Below are 20,085 nucleotides of genomic sequence, written 5' to 3' on the forward strand. Positions count from 1 at the left end.
TTTTGAGTATTTATCAAAAATTCTTGTTATTTTTTAAAGAACAATTGATTGTATTTTTAAAAAAAATAGAAAATAATAGGTTATCGGAAAGTATTAATTTTAATACTCTCCTGATGAAAAAGTATTATTATTTTCTAATTAAAATATATTTTATTTTTTTTAAGATATATTTTAATATATGATATGTTTATTATTTAAAATTTTATATTGTATATTTTAGTTGGTTTTTTTTATCTTAAAATCCTTTAAAACAAGGTTTATCTTTTCTATGTAGGATTGATGGTTATTATTTTTTATAAATATGACCTTTAATTTAAATTTATTTTAATTACTAAAATAATATGGGGTTTAATTTTAAAATATATTAATGTTAAATTTTTATTTTATTTTAACTTTACGTATTGATTCCTATTTCCTTGTTAGGGGTTATTTAGTCAAAAATATGCTTATTGGATATTGTGAATTTAAACATGAGATTAATTTTATTGATTTTTTTTTTGATTGATTATTGTTATTTTTTGTATTTTTTTAATGATGAATTTTAAATCATATTTTAATTTTTTTAAAATCAATTGGAAAATTTTATTAGTAATGTTATAGTAACAATAATTCAAGTGTACTTTAATTGTTATAAAATATATTTTAATTTATTATACTTTTTTATTTTTTTCTTTTTTTAGGTATTCTTTTATGATATGTTTTATTTTAAGGTAGACTTGTTTTTAATTTTTAAATAATTTTAGGGAGTAAAAATTAATATGAAAATAAAAAAGAGTAAATTGTTTGTTTTTATTCTTTGTTTAGTAGCTATTTGTTGTTTACTTGGTACTGTTAGTGCTGCTGATGTAGACAATAATGTTAATGATAGTGTTGTCACTGAAACTAATGTAAATGACACTACAATAAATGAGAACGTTGGTGAAAGAGCTCTTGACTCACAATCTCAAAACAATACGGTTACTAAAATTAATGATAAAAATAACTTAAAATTAGATACTGAAAATAAACAAGAAGCAAGTAACTGGAGTGAATTATATAATAAATGTAGTTCTGAAGATGATGCAACTATTATATTAACTGGAAACGAATATATACCAACTAGTGGTATTAAATTTATTAGTAATGTTAATATAATTGGTACTGGTGGTAGTTATTTTACAGGAACTTATAATGGTACACCATTTAGTTCAGATGACTCTAGTTTAACTATTAATTTTATTAATGTTACATTTGTTAATATGAATGTTGAAAACCTTTTAAGATTATCTGGTGCTAATACAATAGAAAATTGTAATTTTATTAATATTACAACTGGCACTGGTCGAAATTCAGTAATCTATAATTTCCAGGGAAATATGAGCATTATTAATTCTAATTTTATAAACTGTTCTACAGGATATGGTGCTATAACAAATTATGGAACAAATGTTGTAATGGGTATTGATAATTCAAAATTTATTAATAATTCTGCGGCTGTTGAACCTGGTGCTATTAATAATTGTGGAATTTTAAGTGTTAATAATTCTGAATTTAGAAATAATGTTGCTACATGGTGGGCCGGTGCAATACACACACATTATAACTCACAGACACTTATAAATAATTCTAACTTTACTAACAATAATGCTGGATGGAATGGTGGAGCTTTATACACTTATAGTAAATTAAATGTATACAATTCTATTTTTGACAGTAATACATGTAACACTAGCACTGGTGGTGGAGCTATTGGTGCATCTAGATGGTTTATGGGTAATTATAATATTACTATAGAAAATTGTACCTTTAAAGAAAATGCTAATCTTTGTAATAATGGATCTGGAGGAGCTATCACTGCAATGAATAGTGGTGCATTAAATGTCCATAATTCAACATTTATAGCTAATAGTGCAGATAATGGACAAGCAATAGCAGCATACAGTCAATCATTTGAAAATATTTCCGCAGGAATACCAAATCTCAAAGTTTATGACAATACTTTTATTAATCATACATCAACTTTAACAGATACAGTAAGTATAAATGGAAATTATACATTTGAAAATAACACATTTAATAATTGTTATCAAACAAACATTGGAACAAATAATATCTTCAATAATCCAATATCCGCAAATACTCTTGTAACTTCAAAAAACAATAATGAAATTAATGTGTCTGATAACAACATACTTAAAGACAACAATGAAGATACAGTATATGTTAATGTTTCATCAAGTAACACAAATGGTGATGGTAAAAGTTGGGCAACTGCATATGGTGGCAGTAGTGTATATGTGGCAATGAATCATAAGGGAGTGGTTTATCTTGCAGATGGAAATTATTCTAGAAAGAAACGAGGTTTGGATACTCAATTCAACACTACTCTCATTGGACAAGGACCAAATACTATATGGGTTAATTTCCCTATGGCACTTTATTACACTGAACCAACCAATTTACACACTTTTATAAATATGACTTTTTTAAAAGGTTCTTTTAGTATAAATTCACGTTTTATTAATTGTACATTTAGAGACGGTACTTTTGGTTTCGCTTTAAATGTTAAAGATGATACTTCTCCTGAAGAGTATGGTATAAAATGTACACGTAATTTTACCTTTGAAAATTGTATATTTGAAAATGTAAACAGTACTCTATTCATGGACAGTTGGTCTTACAGTTGTATTAATTTTACTAATTGTACTTTTAAAAACATTACAGCAGACTCAATTGTAAATAAATCTAGTCCATTTGTTCTTGATGATGGTATTTATTTTGAAGACTGTGACTTCTCAGATCTTAATGTAAAAGGAATTGTCGGTATTCCAACAGACAGTCTTGATTACATTGGTATTAAAAACTGTCATTATGATTTTACTGCTACTACTGATATAATTAGTGAAGAAGATAAAAATATAAGCTATGTTAATGCAACTAGCCTTCCTAAATCAGATTCTAAATTTTCTTTTAATTCAGATAAAAATGGAAATATCATTATAACTTTAACTGGTATTAATGGTACTACAATTAATAATGCAACTATTGACTATTTAATTAATGGTGATATGGTTAGTACTGTTTTAGTAACTGATGAAAACGGTAATGCTCAAATCAATAATTTAACAGGAAGTAATAATATTACTGTAATATATAAAGGTAATGACGATTATTTAGGAACTAACTCTTCAATATATGTGGTAGTAGCTCCTAAACCAGAAAGAATTGCTACTCAAATCGTCTCATCTGATTTTAATCAGACTGCTGTTGATTATTATAAAGGTGAACGTGGTGGATACTTTGTTGTTGCACTTAAGGATTCTGAGGGTAATGCTTTAGCTGGTAAACACATCAGTATTGGTTTTAATGGTAAGGTTTACAATCGTACAACTGATGAAAACGGTAGCGCTCGTCTTCAAATCAACCTTGCAAATGCAGGTGTCTATACTTTTGCTACTGCATTTTTAGGGGATGATGAGTGTAACGGTAGTTTTGTTGTAAATAAGATTACAGTTACTAAAAAATCCTCCACTATCACTGTTAGTGGTACTAATCCTGTTAAAGTTAGATCTTACAGGACCCTAACCTTCAATTTAAAAGGTGTCAAGGCAACTGATAAATCATCTTATGTTAATGCTGCGGGTAGAACATTAAAGGTTAGTGTCAATGGTAAGACATATACCTTAAAGACTGATAAAAATGGTAAAGCTACCTTAAAAGTTAGATTTACCAAGGCAGGTACCTATACCATTAAGACTGCATTTGCAGGTGACGGTACCTTTAATGCTAAGACAATGAACAGTAAGATAACTGTAAGAAAATAAAATCGGATTTTTTTTAAGATAGTCAATCTTTTGACTATTCCTCTATTTTTTTTTAAACTTATCATAATTCAGATTATAATTTCTAAGTCTGTTTTTAAAATTTAAGCTGAAATCTAGTTAATGTTCATTTTTTTTAAGATAAGATAAAATTAGGTATTGTAAATTCTTTTTTTATAAAAATTTTAATAACTTTTATCTGTTTTTAAAATATTTGGTTTTATGGGAATTTTTTTTAAGGGGAATCTTAAAATTAAAATTTACTATTTTTCATTAAAAACCTATTTTTCTTAAATTAAATCAACTAATTATAGTTAACTTAAAATAATAATTTTTACAAATATTAAAATAATATGATGTTCATCAAAAATTTTTAGATTTAATAATTAGCAGATGAATTATTTTACTTATGGTGATTTAATGAAAAATGGGGCCAAATTAGCTTTAGAAGATGGTACTATTGTAAAAGGTGAATCCTTTGGTTATGAAACAACTAAAGTAGGTGAAGTAGTATTTACCACAGGTATGGTTGGTTATACTGAATCCTTAACCGATCCATCATTTAATGGTCAAATATTGATGTCTACTTATCCTTTAGAAGGTAACTATGGAGTGTCAGAGGAACATTATCAATCTGATAAGATTCAGGCTGAAGGATATGTTGTAAGGGAGGTTTGTAAGAAACCTTCAAGATATACTGCCCAGAAAACCTTAAATGATTTCTTGGAGGAATTCGAGATTCCAGGTATTAGTGGTGTAGATACAAGGGATTTAACCTTAAAAATAAGAAATCATGGTTCTATGAAAGGTGCAATTAGTACTGAGGATATTGAAGATGAAGAACTACTAGAACTTGCTCGAAACCAGAAAAGCATTACTGACTTGGATCTTGTACCTGAGGTTTCTACAAAAGAAACCCAAATATATGGACAATACAATAAAACTAATGTAGCGATTATTGATTGTGGTGTTAAAAACAGTATTATTAACAATTTCCTTGATTTGGGAGTTGGTGTAGTACGTGTACCTTATGATATGGATTATAAGGATATTTTAGATTATGATGTGAATGGTTTGATGGTTTCATGTGGACCGGGAAATCCTGAGAGAATGGGCACTACTGTTGAAAATATTAAAAAACTATCTAATAGACTTCCTGTTTTCGGAATTTGTATGGGTCAACAGTTAATTGCAAAATCCTTTGGTGCAAAGACTTTTAAAATGAAATTTGGACATAGGGGGGCTAACCAACCTGTAAAAGACCTTAAAACAGGTAAAGTATTTGTTACTAGTCAAAATCATGGATTTTCTGTAGATGCAGAATCTTTAAAAGATAGTGATTTGGAACTTACTCAGATTAATCTAAATGACGGTACTCCTGAGGGATTTGCCCATAAAGAGTTGCCACTTAAATGTATTCAATATCACCCAGAAGCTTCACCTGGCCCAAATGATACTAGATCATTATTTGAAGAATTTAAGGAAACTATTGAGAAATATTAGTTTGAATCATTTATCAAGAAGAGATTATTAATTAAAATTATTAGTTTTTTAAATATAGAACTTTTAAAATTATAGATATCATTTTTTTTTAAAAAGAGAGAGGATAAAATGCCTATAAGGAAGGATATTAAAAAAGTACTTATTATTGGTTCAGGTCCTATTCAAATTGGTCAAGCTGCAGAATTTGATTACTCCGGTTCTCAAGCATGTAAATCATTAAGAGAAGAGGGTATTGAAACTGTTTTGGTTAACAGTAATCCTGCAACTATTCAAACCGATATGGATATGGCTGATGTAGTATATACAGAGCCTTTAACTCCAGAAATTGTAGCGAAAATTATTAAAAAAGAGAATGTTGATGGAATACTTCCTACCATGGGAGGTCAAACTGGTCTTAATATTGCAACAGGCCTTGGGGAACTTGGATATTTAGATGATATTGAAGTTCTTGGATCTGATTTAGAAACCATTAAGAATGTGGAAGATAGGGATTTATTTGCATTGTTTATGGAAAAACTTAATGAGCCTATTCCAAAATGTCATGCTGTAAATTCAATTGAAGATGCTTTGAAGGCTATTGAGGATATCGGTTATCCTGCTATTGTAAGACCTGCATTCACTCTTGGAGGTACAGGTGGTGGAGTAGCTCATAATGAAGAAGAACTTATTAAAATCACCAGACATGGTTTGGATATGAGTTTTATTAATCAGGTTCTTATAGACGAGTCTGTTATTGGATGGAAAGAATTCGAGTATGAGGTTATGCGTGATGCCAATGATACCTGTATTATTGTATGTAATATGGAAAACATAGATCCGATGGGTATACATACTGGTGAAAGTGTGGTAGTGGCTCCTGCACAGAATCTTGAAGATAAATATGCTCAGAATCTAAGGGATGCATCTATTAAAATCATAAGGGCTCTAGGTATTGAAGGTGGATGTAATATTCAATTTGCAGTAAAACCTGAAACCGGTGAATATAAGGTTATTGAAGTAAATCCAAGGGTAAGTAGAAGTAGTGCTCTTGCATCTAAGGCTACAGGATATCCTATTGCAAAAATATCCTCTAAAATAGCATTAGGATTAACTTTAGATGAGATAAAAAATGATATTACAAAGGAAACACCTGCATCATTTGAACCAACTTTGGATTATGTTGTTGTTAAAATACCAAGATGGCCTTTTGACAAATTTAAAGGAATAAACAGGGAAATTGGTGTTCAAATGAAAGCAACAGGGGAGGTTATGGCTATTGGAAGAACATTGGAAGAAGCTCTTCAAAAGGCTTTAAGATCCCTTGATTTAGGCTATGACGGATTTGAATACTTTGACTATGATGAATATGCCCTATCTCATCCAACCGATGAGAGACTTCTTCAGGTATACTCAGCTATTAAGGATGGAATGGACATTGAGAAGATCTCAGATTTAACCGATATTGACACATTCTTCTTAGATAAAATTAAAAACATTGTTGATTTTGAAAATGAGGTTAGTTTTGAAAAGCTTCAGGATGAAGACTATTTCAGACATGCTAAGCAATTAGGATTTACTAATACAAAACTTGCAAAACTTACAGATAAATCTGTAGATGACATATGTAAGCTTCAAGAGGATTTAAAAGTACTTCCTTCCTATAAGATGGTAGATACCTGTGGTGGAGAATTTGAGGCTAAAACCCCATATTACTATTCATCCTACGATAAGGGTGATGAGCTTAAGTTAAGTGAGGATAAGGATAAAAAAATTGTCATTATTGGTGCAGGACCAATCAGAATTGGTCAAGGTATTGAGTTTGATTATTGCTGTGTACACTCCTCACTTGCCTTAAAACAACAGGGCATTGAAACAATTCTTATTAACAATAACCCTGAAACTGTAAGTACTGATTATGATATCTCTGATAAACTGTTCTTCGAACCTTTGACCTTTGAAGACGTAATGGGTATCATCGAAAGAGAAAAACCTGATGGTGTAATTGTACAATTTGGTGGTCAGACATCAATCAATCTTGCAGTTCCTCTTGCAAATTCAGGTGTTAAAATATTGGGTACTCCTTATGATAGTATTGATATTGCAGAAGATAGGGAAAGATTTACAAAACTTTTAAACAAGCTTAAAATACATCAAGCACCGTTTGGACTTGCCCATTCCTTTGAAAAGGCTAAGGAAGTTGCATCTGAAATTGGTTTTCCGGTACTTGTAAGGCCATCATATGTTATTGGTGGACGTGCAATGGAGATTGTATACGATAACGATGAGCTTGAGGAATATATGCAGGAGGCTGTAAAGGTTTCACCGGAACATCCTATATTGGTGGACAAATTCCTTGAGGATGCTGTAGAACTTGATGTGGATGTTTTATGTGATGGTGAAGATGTGTTTATTGCAGGTATTATGGAACATATCGAGGAAGCTGGTGTTCATTCCGGAGATTCTGCATGTATAATTCCTCCTCATACCATACCAAAACATTTACTTGATGAGATTAGGGAAGATACTCGTGCACTTGCATTAGAACTTAATGTTGTAGGTTTAATGAATATTCAATATGCTGTAAAATTAGATACAGAAATGGTATATATTATTGAGGCAAACCCTCGTGCAAGTAGAACAGTTCCTTTTGTAAGTAAAGCAATAGGTGTTCCAATCGCAAAAATAGCAACTTTACTTATGATCGGTTACAAGCTTAAGGACTTTAACCTTACAAAACCTATCAAAATAGATCATGTGGCTGTTAAGGAATCAGTATTCCCATTCTTAAAACTACCTGAGTCAGATACCATTCTTGGACCTGAGATGAAATCTACAGGTGAGACAATTGGTATTGATGATAACTTTGGTGTTGCATTTTATAAATCACAACTTGCAGCAGGTATGGATCTTCCAAAATCAGGTAAGATATTTATAAGTGTTCGCGATAAGGATAAGAAGAAAATACAGCCTCTTATGGAGAAGGCCCATGATTTAGGATTTGAAATCTGTGCAACTTCAGGTACTGCTGATGCAGTTGAGGGCGTACCGATTGAAAAGGTTAAAAAGGTTTCACAGGGAACACCAAATATTCGTGATGCTATATTAAATAAGGAAATCGATTTAATTATTAACACATCATATGGTAAACAAGCTGCACTTGATGGATATATCATCAGACGTCTTGCAATTGAACTTGGAATTCCATATGTAACTACTTTATCTGGTGCAAGGGCTACTTTAAAAGCTATTGAAGCAGCTATAAAAACAGATATTAATGTTAAATCATTAAATGAGTATTCCGGTGGTAACTTCGATATCAATATATAAATGTTTTAAATATTTTTAAATTTTTATTTTTCTTTTATGTTTTTAAACTTTTTTAAGTTTTTTTTAAGCTTTCTTTTATTTTTTTGGACTTTTCTGAAATCTCTTTTTGATGTTTTTTTTTATTGTGGTCTGTTTTGGATTTGTTTGAAGTCTTTTTTTTTGATGGTTTTTTTTTTATTGTGATCTGTTTTGGATTTGTTTGAAGTCTTTTTTTTGATGGTTTTTTTTATTGTGATTTTTTTTAAGATTTTTTAAAATTTTTATTGTATTGTTTTTTCAAATCCGTTTTTTTTTATTTTTTAAGCTTTTTTTTAAAATTTTTTCTCTGATTGTTTTTTAAACATATTTTCCGATTCTTTTAAGATTATTTAGATGATTTTTTAAGATATTGTCCTTTCATTTTTATTAATTAATCTTAAAAATAAAATGTTTAATTTTTTAAAAAAGATTTAGATATGATGTTATTAAAATAAGACCTGTTTTAAATTAAAGGGATTATTTTTTCTTTTAATATAATCAGTGGGTGTGCATTTAAATTCATTATCTCTTGAATTCTAATTATCTAATTGGTAAAAGTATATATGAATATCCAATTATCGTGAAAATTTGATTGATAAGATGTATATATGGATATCTAATAAATCTGTGAAAATTATTAAAATCCTTAAAAATAGTTTATATAAAAAGATTAGGTAGGGTAGTCCTTTTTTTATATTTTGGATACTTAACAGATTATATGGGATAGGACTACCCTTTCTTTATTGATGGAATATCTATTTTTTATTATTTTCTTTTTACTTAATTATGAATAGTTATTAGGACTATATAAAAGTTTCTATTTTTTTATAAAATTTACAATATTTTTTAATTTTTTATAAATTATTATAATTATTTTTATAAATTTTCTAGTTATTCTAATAGAATATTTCTTTTTTATGCTTTATTTATTCAAAAATGATTAATCCTGGAAACATTCTATTTTTTAAATTGATTTAAGTATAATTGCTGTTTTAAAAAAAAGTTTATATAAAAAGTAATAATCAGTTAAGACTTTGTTGTTTAATAAAATGAATCAGTATTTAAAAAATTATGGTCTATATCCATTAACCATTTTACTGGATTCGGCAAGTTTCAATTAATTTTGATTTTACAATGTATATTCATTAACCATCTCACCGGACTTAGCAAGTCTAATCAGTCTTTCAATCCTTTCAAATTCTTTATCGCTTAGCACTGGTTCAAGGTTTTCCACATCAATTTTACAATCTTTGATGTGGGAATATAATTTTCCAGGACTTCTCTCTAACATTAGGGGTTGATCTAATTTATAAACTCTAAGTAGCCATAGATAGATATTGTTCTGTGATAACTCCTGGGCAATGAATCTGGTAGTAACTATGCTAAGGTAATTATAGTTTATTAATTTTATGAATGGTATATTTATTATGTCCTTAACTTCTGCATAATATTTGACTTCATATTTCTTATCCTCCCTTGTAGGATATAGATTATCTTTTACAAATTCCTCATGTTTCTGTTTAAAACCATTTAATGTATCTTTTTTATTTGCATAAGTAATTGTAGGGTATAATAGGAAATTATCTTGTTTACTTTTGTATTTTTTAAATAGTACTGATTGTTTTCCCTGTCCTAACGCTTCTATAAGAACGTTCCACTCATTCATACAATTATTTATGTATCTACTCATATTTTCACGAATCTTTTAAAATTTTTATATGGAAATCTTTATTAAAAATTTTATTATACGTGTTTTGGAGTTGTTTCTTCATTTATGGTATTATAAATGAAACTGTGTTGACTTTTTTACTTCATTTTTTTTAAATTATATGAAAATAATTTAAAATGTTGAATTTCAAGAATTTAGTTTAAAATCTAAAACTAGGATGTCAATAATCTAACAATAACAAATAAACAGATTAATATGACTATTATTAATATTACGGTTATTAAAGCGGCATTAGTATTATGGTGTGTTTCTTTCATTTTATCATCTTCATTTTTTTTATTGTAAGATCTGGAATTTTATTTACACAATTGATATAATGGTTAAACCGTTTTCAATTGTTTATATTGAATCTTTAATAAACTTTCTATTATTTTAGGATAAATATTCCATATTAAATGCACTTTTTAAAATACGCATCATTTATATATTAATCTTTACTACTTATTAAATTTTTTAATTAAATTATATTTTTATAATTTAATATCTATTGTTTTAATATTTTTATTCTATAAATATTTAGTTTTTTCATATGATTCTTATACAATTAATATTTTTTCAATTTTAATTGATGTTTTTAAATTAATGTTAATTATTTGTTTTTAATTTTAACATATTAAACTTTATATACAATTTTTTTAAAAAGCTGTTTAAAGACTTTTATGCTATCTTAGAAAAAACCCTGAGATTAATATGGAATTTTCTTGTCACTTAAATTACTTGTAATTTAATCTTAAAGAAATGTTTTTATTTGAATAATTTTAAACATATATCTGTTTTATATAAATTTTTATTGAGGTGTTTAATTTGATTACTCTATTTTTCTCAGGTACCGGTAATTGTTTATATGTTGCAAAAGAGATAGGTGGGAAAGTTTTAAATATTTCAGAATTATTGTGGTCTGATGAATATAACATTGAGGATGATGTGGTAGGCTTTGTTTTTCCATGTTATTATTATGGGGTTCCTAGAATCGTTGAAAGATTTATGAATGCTATGCAGGTTAAAGCAGATTATATTTTTGTTGTTGTAACTTATGGAACAACAGATGCAGGTACACTTGGTGACTGTGAAAGAATTCTTAAAAAAAGGGGATTAGAAATAGATTACTTCAATGATATTTGTATGGTTGATAATTATCTTCCTGTTTTTGACATGGATAAGGAAATTAAAAAGAAGGATGATGCTGAGATTCAGAGGAAAATTGATGAGATAGTATTTGATATCTATTCTAAAAAGGTTTATAAACCTAAAATATCCATAATAGATAAAGTATTAACTAAGGTGTGTTCTGCAAAACGTCATAAGGGTGTGGTTGATGATGTGGATAAAAGGTTTACAGTTGATGATAATTGTACTGTATGCCGATTATGTGAAACGGTATGTCCTGTAAGAAATATTAGATTAACGGATTCTGAGGATAAAACCTTTAGATTTAATCATAGGTGTGAATTTTGTATGGCATGTATTAATGTGTGCCCTCGCTCTGCAATTCATGTTAAATCTGAAAAAAGCAGTAAAAGATATATAAATCCACATATTAAAGTTAAAGAACTTAAAGTAGATTAAATATCCTTATTTTGTCTGTTTCTTTTTTATGTCTAAAAATAGAATTTAGTAGGTTAAAGTTCTATTTTATCTCTTTTTTTATAGTTTAAATAAATCTCGTAAGTTAAACCTTTATCTATTTCTAATTATCCACATACTCTTTCAGTCCATTATAAAAGCTTTTTAAAATCTCCTCACTAAATTGCTGTATTAATGTTTCACTATCCTTTGTTTTGATCTTGATAGTGCTTATTTTATCTGGAATAAATTCAATATCGGTAATGTCTTTATAGTATATCTTCTCTATACCTTTAGGCTTTGCTGTAAATGTTGATCTTTTCTCAATTAAAATGTTATCATCATCAAGAATGCATTTGCATCTTACATACTCGTCTTTCTTTTTTCCTAAAAAGTTCTTTCCAGTCTCTAAAGTATTTCCATCCATTACATATATCTTATCATCTTCAGGTGTTTCATCTTCGGAATCTATTTCCTGGCTGTCCTCAGAGTCTATGTCTTCGTTATGTGGTATGTCCTCTCCCCTAAGTTCGCTTCTTCTTTCAAATACCTTGTTTTTAGGTGTATTTGTTAATTCGGCCACAAGTTCACAATAACGATTTTCAACTTTATCTGCTGTAAGTATTCCTGAATCCGCTTCCTGTATCATTCTTTTTCTTGCTTCGGCCCAGAGATAAGTATCCTTGGTAAAAGCGGATATGATGTCCATAGGTTCTCCACTACATCTAATTTTACCTAGATAATCGTTAATCTTGTCTGTTGTTGCTTTTAATTCAGGGTTCTGATTTCCTCCAAACAATCCCATATTGCTCACCACTATTTTTTTATTTATTATATATTCTAATTTGGATTATAAAGATTTTTATAAAATGGTAATTTATTTATATAAAAAGGTTAAAAATTAATAAAAAAATAGTTAGATAAAAAAATCAGATTGTTTAATTAATTTTTATATAAAAGATAGAATATATTTAATTATGGGGTTAAATTATGGAATCAATGTATTTGGTAAAGGCAGGTTTTCAAACTAAATTCTTTAAAGATTTTGAAGATGGTAATTTCATAGGATTGCCTTCTGAATTTAAGGATTTGTCTGATGTAAATTCAAAGGAAGAATTAAGGGAATTGGCAAAAGAAGTTTATCCTGAATTGGATGAAAGAAACAGACGTAATATAACTAATATCATTGGCAAACTATTATTTGATTTTAATATTGATGATTATGTTATAACCTATGATGAGATGGAAAGGCAATATCTGATTGGAAATATTGTATCTGACTATAAGTATGTGGGGGATATTGACACTCCCCATACAAGGGATATGAAATGGATTGGTAAAATAAACAGGGATGACTTACATGGTCATGTTAAGAAGAACTTGGAAGACAGCCATGATATTTTTAAGATCTCTGCCGAGTATGCAAGTGAAGTATTAGATGAACTTGCAGAAAATCCTGCTTAATTTTCTTTTTTTTTATTTGTTTTTACTTCTTATCCTGTTTAATTTTTTATCTAGTAATTTTTTAAGTTTCTTGTTGTTGTTTTTTGATTATTTTATTGTTATTGTTTGTTTATCTGTTTTTTAAGGTTTTTTGGTTCTTATTTTAAGTCTGTTATCAAATCATTATTTTATTAATGGTTTTTTTTAGATTATAATAATTCATTTAAGTCTAATCGATCTTCAACTATAAGATGTATTCTAAAATTATCCTTATCCTCTTTAAGTCTAAGCTCTTTGATATTGTTGTTGGTATTTTTAATCTCATTTATTAGTATGTAAAACTGATCTTCACTACATGTTCCATTGATTAGATAACTATCATCTTTCTTTTTAAGATTTAATTCATTGTTTTTCTTTTGTATGTCTTGATTTGGACTGTCGGTGGTTTTTTCTATATCCTTATCTAAATTACCTAACTCTTTTATGCCCTTTTCATAGTAGTTTTCAAATCTAGCATTTTCTTTAAAGAAGTTATAGATTAAATCATAGTCATTGAACTTATAGCTTTCATCTTCAATATCAAATTTAAGTATGTTATTTTCAACGAGTGTGTCTAATTTACTTTGAAGAATTATTCCCTTTCCGAATTTGGAATCAATTGAATCCTTATTAAACTCGTTGTTAAGGGATTCAAATTTAAGTAAATCAATTAAATATCTTGTTGCACGTACCTTTCTGTGGCAGTCCTTACAGTATTCATTATATCCGTCTGCGGATTTTCTATTTTTACTAAATTTGGATAAATCTAGGTTTTTATTACATAGTCTACATCTTTTAGTAGGGGTCTTTTCGACATTGATCCCTTTAAGTGTAAAATCTCCCTCACCATATCTGTCAATAAAGGTTTTAAGTGTATCCCTGCTTTTTAGTTGGTATTCGTCAGTGCTATTGTCATGTTCTATTAAATCAAAATCTTCAAGATTCCATATGATGCCTTTAAGTTCAATAGGTTTAAGGTTTAAATCCTCAGTCTTAAATCTGTCTTCTATGGATATTGAATCTAATAGTTTAACAAGACTTCTAATGGCATTATACCTTTTTTTACAGGTTTTACATTTGTCGTCTTTTGAGGATTCAGGTAATTTGTCTCCACAGACTCTACATCTTTTAGAATTATCCGTATCTCTTGATGTTAGAACGTCCTTTGAGGAGATTGTTTTTCTCTTATCATGTGTATTGGTTTTTCTGGTTTTTATGTCTCTATTTTTACTGGAGATTAGAACGTCCTTTGAGGAGATTGTTTTTTTCCTGGATTTTTTTCTTTTATTGACGTATTTTAGAGGTTTTTTAACCTTTGTGTGAGGTGTCGGTCTTTTCACATTATCGATTACAACATGATGTTCATTCTTTATCTCATTTCCTAATTTGTCAATTTCAATGGTCGGTGTTTCTGTTTTTTTAACCTTGCCTTTGTAGTTTTCCTTTTCAATAAGTATGTTGTCGATTATGTAATTGTTATAAGCTTTAAAGTCAGATTTTGGATTGCTTAGAATATAGTTGTTCTTTATCTTAATGGATAGTTGGTATTTTATAAAGAGGTTTAGTATGTAACTTACAAATTCTGGATCTATAAACCTTTCCCTTAAGTCATTTACATTAAAAGAGTTTCCATATTCCTTCCTTATTTGCATATATGCTGAGATTGCAATGATTTTGTTAATACAGCTTATACATTTGTCCATGTGATTTTTTCTAAGTTCCAGAACATAGTTATTTTCATAGATATTGTCTAATTTTGTATCTTCACCGCAGATAATGCATTTCTCTTGTGGCTCCGGTCTTTTAGCTATTTCTGATTCAATATCTGCTTTAATGTTAAGTCTGTTCTTCTGATTTAAATCAGAATCTATGGATTCTATTTCCTCACATACCCTGTTTATATTTTCTATAAATTCATTGTCATCAATGGGGCCTATATAATAGAACTCTTTATTGTTATATTCTATTTTATCAAGTGAGGTGATCGTTTTTATATTTCTGGCTATGGGGTGGATCTTAAAATAGTTGGGATTAACCAATATGGAGGTTTTTCCATTTTCTTTTATGAACAATCCACTTGAATCCTTATTATAGTCTCCGTTTTTATCGAACTCAAGGATTAGAATTGGTTTAATTCCTTTAAAGCTGTTTTTTCCATAGTTATAACCAAAGAAATATATAAAATTCTCTGAGTCTATAATTCTACTAAACCACATTCTTCTTTTTTTAGAATAATTTAGGAATTTCGTTTTTATTTTAGGATTATCCTTATCATAAATTGGTTTTTTAAGACTTATGATTTTGCTAAACTCTGATGCTAATTTAGAATAAAGATTATTGTTTGCTCTATTTGTTGAATCAATTTCCTCAAAGTTTAATGTCATAATATCACAGGGCCATTTTTCATGGAAGTTTTATTAAATAATTATATATATTCTATTATAGTATAGATATTCTTATATTTGTATAAAAATTTTCTAGGATTTTTGACTATGGATAAGGTAAGTAAAAGTGAAGGTAAATTCTATATTTTTAAGTTTGATGAGAAATATTTAAATGATATTAATAATGGTAAAACATTATTCTCACATAAAAAAAGAGGTGTTTTTCAGAAAATAGAAGCTAATGATAATATTTTGCTTCTTTCAAAATATGATAATAAACTATCTTTTTTGGCTTATACCCAGGTTAGTGAGGTATTTGAGGATAATGCTGAGGAGAACTTTAACCCTAGAAAATTAAAACTTAAAGGAATTAAATACTTTACACGTCCTATTATATTAAAGGATATTGCAGATAAGTTAGATTTTGTAAGTAATCCTGATAAACCTTCAAGTTCCATTCAGGAGTATAAGGAAATCTCAATCAAGGATTTCAAATGTATTTATAGTCAGTCTCCACATATAAATAATTTACCTTATTATTTAAATAGGATAAATTTTAATCTTAAAGAATTTATCTTAGATAGTATGAAATCATTGTATGGTTTTTTAAAACAGTATAATGGAGGAAGAAATCAAATTGAGATTAAAACATTTATAAAACTATTAAAGAATTTGCTATCTAATTATAACATTAATTTACCTTATAGTGAGCTTAAGGACTTTTATGCCCGTAATGTATGGCAATTAAATTTTAAGCATAATCCTTCAAGGGATCCTAATAAGTTTGTATATCTCTATGATTCTAATGGAGATAAACATAATTTCAGTTATATTAGCTTTATATCTTAATAATGGGTAAAGATAATATTTTTAACTATATATTAGTTTTATATTGATAATCTTAACAGAGATAAGATACTTTTAATTATATTGTTAACTTCAAGATATGGTTGTATTTTAATTACATACATAATAAGATAAATATAAATTTCAGCTATTATTTTTTGATGGTAATAATTTAAATTTTTAATAATATTTAATTTCAAATAATGAATTAAGATTAATAAGTTTTAATAAGATAAAACCTTAATATATTTACTTTTTTCATTTAAAAATTATAATGAGTTTGAGGATATATGGATAAAGAAGATATGATTAATGCATTAAAAAATGGTAATGTACCTAAAGACGGTGCAAGGGAATTATGTATTGGTCGAGATAAGGAAATAGAAGAATTTGAATATATTCTTGAAAGGGTTAAAGATGGTAAATCTGTAGTGAAATTTATTGATGGCGAATTTGGTGCAGGTAAATCATTCTTTCTAAAAGTTATTGAAGAGATGGCATACCAGGATAATTTCGTGATTTCTAAGGTAACTTTAAGTAACTCTGTTCCATTTAATAAAATCGATGTTGTATATAGGAATATTGTCCAATCATTAACATGTAAAACAGGAACTAGTTTGAGACATATCATTGATAGATGGTACACTGATATTAGGGTAATGGCTTTGGAGGAGACAACTGATCCTGTAGAAGAGGAGGACATAGTACGTCAAACTATTCAGGATGATTTAAGACAAACACGTGAACACTCTAATTCATTTGCAGTGGCTATTGAAAACTATTGTAAATTTCTAGATGAAGGTGATGAGGAAACTGCTAACTATGCTCAGGCATGGCTCCAGGGTGATTCAAATATTCCATCTAAATTTAAAAGGAAATTCGGAGTTAAAGGTGATGTTACAAAAGAAAATACCTTTAATTTTATAGAGGCACTATCCGTTTTCATAAAATCTGTAGGATATTCTGGTCTTGTGATTCTTATTGATGAGGCAGAATATATTATGAACTTGATAAGAACTAATATGAGGGATACCGCATATAACTATATGAGGGATATCTTTGATTTGTCCAGTAGCAATGAGTTTGAAAATATTTTATTTGTATTTGCAGGAACTCCAAGGTTATTTGATGATACTAAAAAGGGCATACCTTCCTATGAGGCATTGAATGATAGAATAGAGGATAAGGTTGACAGTGAATATAGGGATTTGAGGAAACCTATCATTGTACTTCAGGGATTTACCGATGATGAACTTGTAGATATTAGTAAAAACATAATATCATTACATGAGGATGTTTATGATTGGAATGGTCAGGAATTGGTGTATCCTGTTTTAGACGATATTGTGGAGCATTATCAGCAAAACGCATCTTTAACTGGAGGTAGAGTTACTCCAAGATTATTTGTAAGATCAATTATAGCTATTTTGGATATAATTCAACAGAATCCAGATGACTTCACATCATCTGAGGATATTCTAAATATATTTGATGAGAAACAGTCTGAATTTATTGACTATGACTTTGATGATGATTGGGGATAATTGTTATATGGAATATATTGTCCCTATTTTTAAAGATTAATTTTTTTTTATATAATTTCTTAAGTGGAGGGAATATGACCAGCGTTGAAACTAGTTTAAACAGGGAAATTACCCATTTTCTATCTAATAAGTTAGGATTTAAAAGACTTAATGAGATTCAAAATAAAGCTATTCCACTTATATTGGATAAAAAAGACACTTTGATTATTTCCCCTACTGCATCAGGTAAAACCGAGGCAGCATTAATACCTATATTTAATGATATTTTGGTAAATAAGTTAGATTCTACTAGTGTATTATATATTGCTCCCTTAAAAGCATTAATTAATGACATGTCTTTACGTATAGAGCAATGGACTAGCTATTTCTATTTTTCATATACAAAATGGCATGGTGACGTTTCAAGAACTGCCAAAGATAACTTCATTAGAAACCCTACTGATTTTCTTTTAATAACTCCGGAATCCTTAGAAGTCATAATGATGAATAGAAGCGAGGAGGACAGATTAAAAATATTTGGAAATCTTCAGTATATTATAATTGATGAGATACATTATTTTGTAGACTCCGATAGGGGAATTCAATTAAACTCCCTTATAACCAGATTATCAAAGTATGTTAAAGGTAATCTAACTAAGATAGGTTTATCTGCAACTGTAGGAAATCCTGAATTAGTCGCCAAATGGTTAAACAAAGATGATCCTGCAGAAATTGTATCATCAGGTCATGGAAGAAATGTAAGATATCAGGTAAAACATTTGGATAATAGAACTATTCTTCAAACGTTATCAAAACATAGAATGAGGAAATTACTTATATTTGTTTTATCCAGGTTTGAGGTCGAATTCTATTATTCCCTTATCAAAAGGAACTTGAATATTAAAAATCTTTATCTCCATCATGCATCTATTTCCAAATCAAAAAGGGAAAATAATGAACATGAATTTAAAGGAAACATTAATGGTATTATGATATCTACCTCAACATTGGAGTTAGGTATTGATATCGGTGATATTAACATTGCTGTTCAGGTTGAAGCGCCATTAAGCATAACCTCATTTCTACAGAGAATAGGTCGTAGTGGACGTAAAACTAATAATCAGATGACCATAATCTTCGAGGTAGGTCTCGGATCTATTATTGCCCTTGCTGAAATAATCCTTGTAAAGGAATATGAAATAGAGGATATTGAAATACCTAGGAATGCTAAGGATATTCTATTCCATCAGATATTATCATCAATAGTACAGTATGGTAAATGTAACTATAAACAATTGTATGATGAGCTTTCACAGGCATATGTGTTTAGCGATATTTCTAAATCAGAATACACAAGACTTTTAAAACATATGGATCAATTGGACTTGATTGATATTGAAAGAGGGGATTTAACAATTGGCTATAATTTTGAGAAGGAATTCGGAAGCCGTAATTTTTCGGAATTTTTCTCTGTATTTCCTACAAGCTATGATTATACTGTAAAATATGGTTCAAGAACAATTGGTACAGTAGATTCAACAGTAGTGCTTAAATTTACCAAGAATCAAAGTTTTGTTCTATCTGGAAATCTGTGGACAATTAAGGATATAGATACCAATCAATATATTATAAGGGTTAAACCTGGAGTTGGTGATGGGGATATTTTAAGATGGGGAAAAGGTGTCATGCCCCTTTCTAGTCTGATTTCCCGTAAGGTTTATCAGATATTATGTGGAGATTATGATGAATCCTATCTTAAAGGATTTGATGATTATTCAAGAGGTAACATTAAATCCGCTATTGAAGTTGGAGGGGATATAGGTTTTAGGGAAGGTATAATTCCAGTTGAGATAAAATCCAATACAGTTTCAATCTATACATTTGCAGGGGATAAAGCCAATATATTATTGTTGTATGTCTTTAAATCATTT

The 20,085-nt window shown here is 28.5% G+C and carries 11 protein-coding genes (1 of these 11 running past the window's edge); 8 read left to right on the forward strand and 3 right to left on the reverse strand.

Going from position 1 to position 20,085, the window contains the following annotated elements; all coding sequences use genetic code 11:
• The first annotated feature begins 758 nt into the window (after positions 1-758).
• The 3 genes from ABM4_RS01875 to carB all read left to right on the forward strand — a co-directional run bounded on the left by ABM4_RS01875 (position 759) and on the right by carB (position 8,609).
• Positions 759-3,803, forward strand: coding sequence for an Ig-like domain-containing protein (locus tag ABM4_RS01875; RefSeq protein WP_016357989.1), 3,045 nt, complete (start codon positions 759-761; stop codon positions 3,801-3,803).
• Positions 3,804-4,220: 417 nt separating this feature from the next.
• A complete protein-coding gene (gene carA / locus ABM4_RS01880) occupies positions 4,221-5,303 on the forward strand; it encodes a glutamine-hydrolyzing carbamoyl-phosphate synthase small subunit (RefSeq protein ID WP_040682474.1) in 1,083 nt (360 codons plus the stop codon).
• A 108-nt stretch (positions 5,304-5,411) separates the two neighbouring features.
• Positions 5,412-8,609 carry a carbamoyl-phosphate synthase large subunit gene (gene carB, locus ABM4_RS01885; protein WP_016357991.1) on the forward strand — a complete coding sequence of 1,066 codons (3,198 nt, stop codon included), beginning with the start codon at positions 5,412-5,414 and terminating at the stop codon, positions 8,607-8,609.
• 1,147 nt (positions 8,610-9,756) lie between these two features.
• On the opposite strand, the gene ABM4_RS01890 is transcribed toward carB, so the two are convergent.
• On the reverse strand, positions 9,757-10,317 hold the full coding sequence (locus ABM4_RS01890) for a DUF1802 family protein (protein WP_016357992.1): 561 nt from the start codon (positions 10,315-10,317) through the stop codon (positions 9,757-9,759).
• 843 nt (positions 10,318-11,160) lie between these two features.
• On the opposite strand from ABM4_RS01890, the gene ABM4_RS01895 reads away from it, so the two are divergent.
• The gene (locus ABM4_RS01895; protein ID WP_016357993.1) at positions 11,161-11,922 is read left to right on the forward strand and encodes an EFR1 family ferrodoxin; all 762 of its coding nucleotides are present in this window, start codon (positions 11,161-11,163) and stop codon (positions 11,920-11,922) included.
• 121 nt (positions 11,923-12,043) lie between these two features.
• Here ABM4_RS01895 and ABM4_RS01900 read toward each other — a convergent pair whose 3' ends face one another.
• Entirely contained in the window at positions 12,044-12,724 is a 681-nt protein-coding gene (locus ABM4_RS01900; RefSeq protein WP_016357994.1) for a hypothetical protein, read from the reverse strand.
• A gap of 185 nt (positions 12,725-12,909) precedes the next feature.
• Here ABM4_RS01900 and ABM4_RS01905 point away from each other — a divergent pair, with 185 nt between their 5' ends.
• A complete protein-coding gene (locus tag ABM4_RS01905; protein ID WP_048200788.1) occupies positions 12,910-13,383 on the forward strand; it encodes a hypothetical protein in 474 nt (157 codons plus the stop codon).
• Positions 13,384-13,571: 188 nt separating this feature from the next.
• Here ABM4_RS01905 and ABM4_RS01910 read toward each other — a convergent pair whose 3' ends face one another.
• A complete protein-coding gene (locus ABM4_RS01910; RefSeq protein WP_016357996.1) occupies positions 13,572-15,785 on the reverse strand; it encodes a hypothetical protein in 2,214 nt (737 codons plus the stop codon).
• 108 nt (positions 15,786-15,893) lie between these two features.
• Here ABM4_RS01910 and ABM4_RS01915 point away from each other — a divergent pair, with 108 nt between their 5' ends.
• The 3 genes from ABM4_RS01915 to ABM4_RS01925 all read left to right on the forward strand — a co-directional run.
• Entirely contained in the window at positions 15,894-16,634 is a 741-nt protein-coding gene (locus tag ABM4_RS01915) for a hypothetical protein (protein ID WP_016357997.1), read from the forward strand.
• A gap of 287 nt (positions 16,635-16,921) precedes the next feature.
• Entirely contained in the window at positions 16,922-18,175 is a 1,254-nt protein-coding gene (locus ABM4_RS01920) for a BREX system ATP-binding domain-containing protein (RefSeq protein ID WP_016357998.1), read from the forward strand.
• Between the two features lie 74 nt (positions 18,176-18,249).
• A protein-coding gene (locus ABM4_RS01925) for a DEAD/DEAH box helicase (protein WP_016357999.1) crosses the window boundary here: on the forward strand, positions 18,250-20,085 show its 5' portion. The gene runs 342 nt beyond the window's last position; the window shows 1,836 of its 2,178 coding nt (coding positions 1-1,836); the start codon lies at positions 18,250-18,252; its stop codon lies off the right edge, out of view.

The organism is Methanobrevibacter sp. AbM4 (assembly GCF_000404165.1).
Classification (GTDB): domain Archaea; phylum Methanobacteriota; class Methanobacteria; order Methanobacteriales; family Methanobacteriaceae; genus Methanarmilla; species Methanarmilla boviskoreani.

Excerpts from the sequence above, each read along its gene's own strand:
- ABM4_RS01890 (WP_016357992.1), bottom strand. The coding sequence starts at position 10,317 with ATGAGTAGATACATAAATAATTGTATGAATGAGTGGAACGTTCTTATA.
- carA (WP_040682474.1), top strand. The coding sequence starts at position 4,221 with ATGAAAAATGGGGCCAAATTAGCTTTAGAAGATGGTACTATTGTAAAA.
- ABM4_RS01920 (WP_016357998.1), top strand. The coding sequence starts at position 16,922 with ATGGATAAAGAAGATATGATTAATGCATTAAAAAATGGTAATGTACCT.
- ABM4_RS01910 (WP_016357996.1), bottom strand. The coding sequence starts at position 15,785 with ATGACATTAAACTTTGAGGAAATTGATTCAACAAATAGAGCAAACAAT.
- ABM4_RS01905 (WP_048200788.1), top strand. The coding sequence starts at position 12,910 with ATGGAATCAATGTATTTGGTAAAGGCAGGTTTTCAAACTAAATTCTTT.
- ABM4_RS01875 (WP_016357989.1), top strand. The coding sequence starts at position 759 with ATGAAAATAAAAAAGAGTAAATTGTTTGTTTTTATTCTTTGTTTAGTA.
- ABM4_RS01900 (WP_016357994.1), bottom strand. The coding sequence starts at position 12,724 with ATGGGATTGTTTGGAGGAAATCAGAACCCTGAATTAAAAGCAACAACA.
- carB (WP_016357991.1), top strand. The coding sequence starts at position 5,412 with ATGCCTATAAGGAAGGATATTAAAAAAGTACTTATTATTGGTTCAGGT.
- ABM4_RS01915 (WP_016357997.1), top strand. The coding sequence starts at position 15,894 with ATGGATAAGGTAAGTAAAAGTGAAGGTAAATTCTATATTTTTAAGTTT.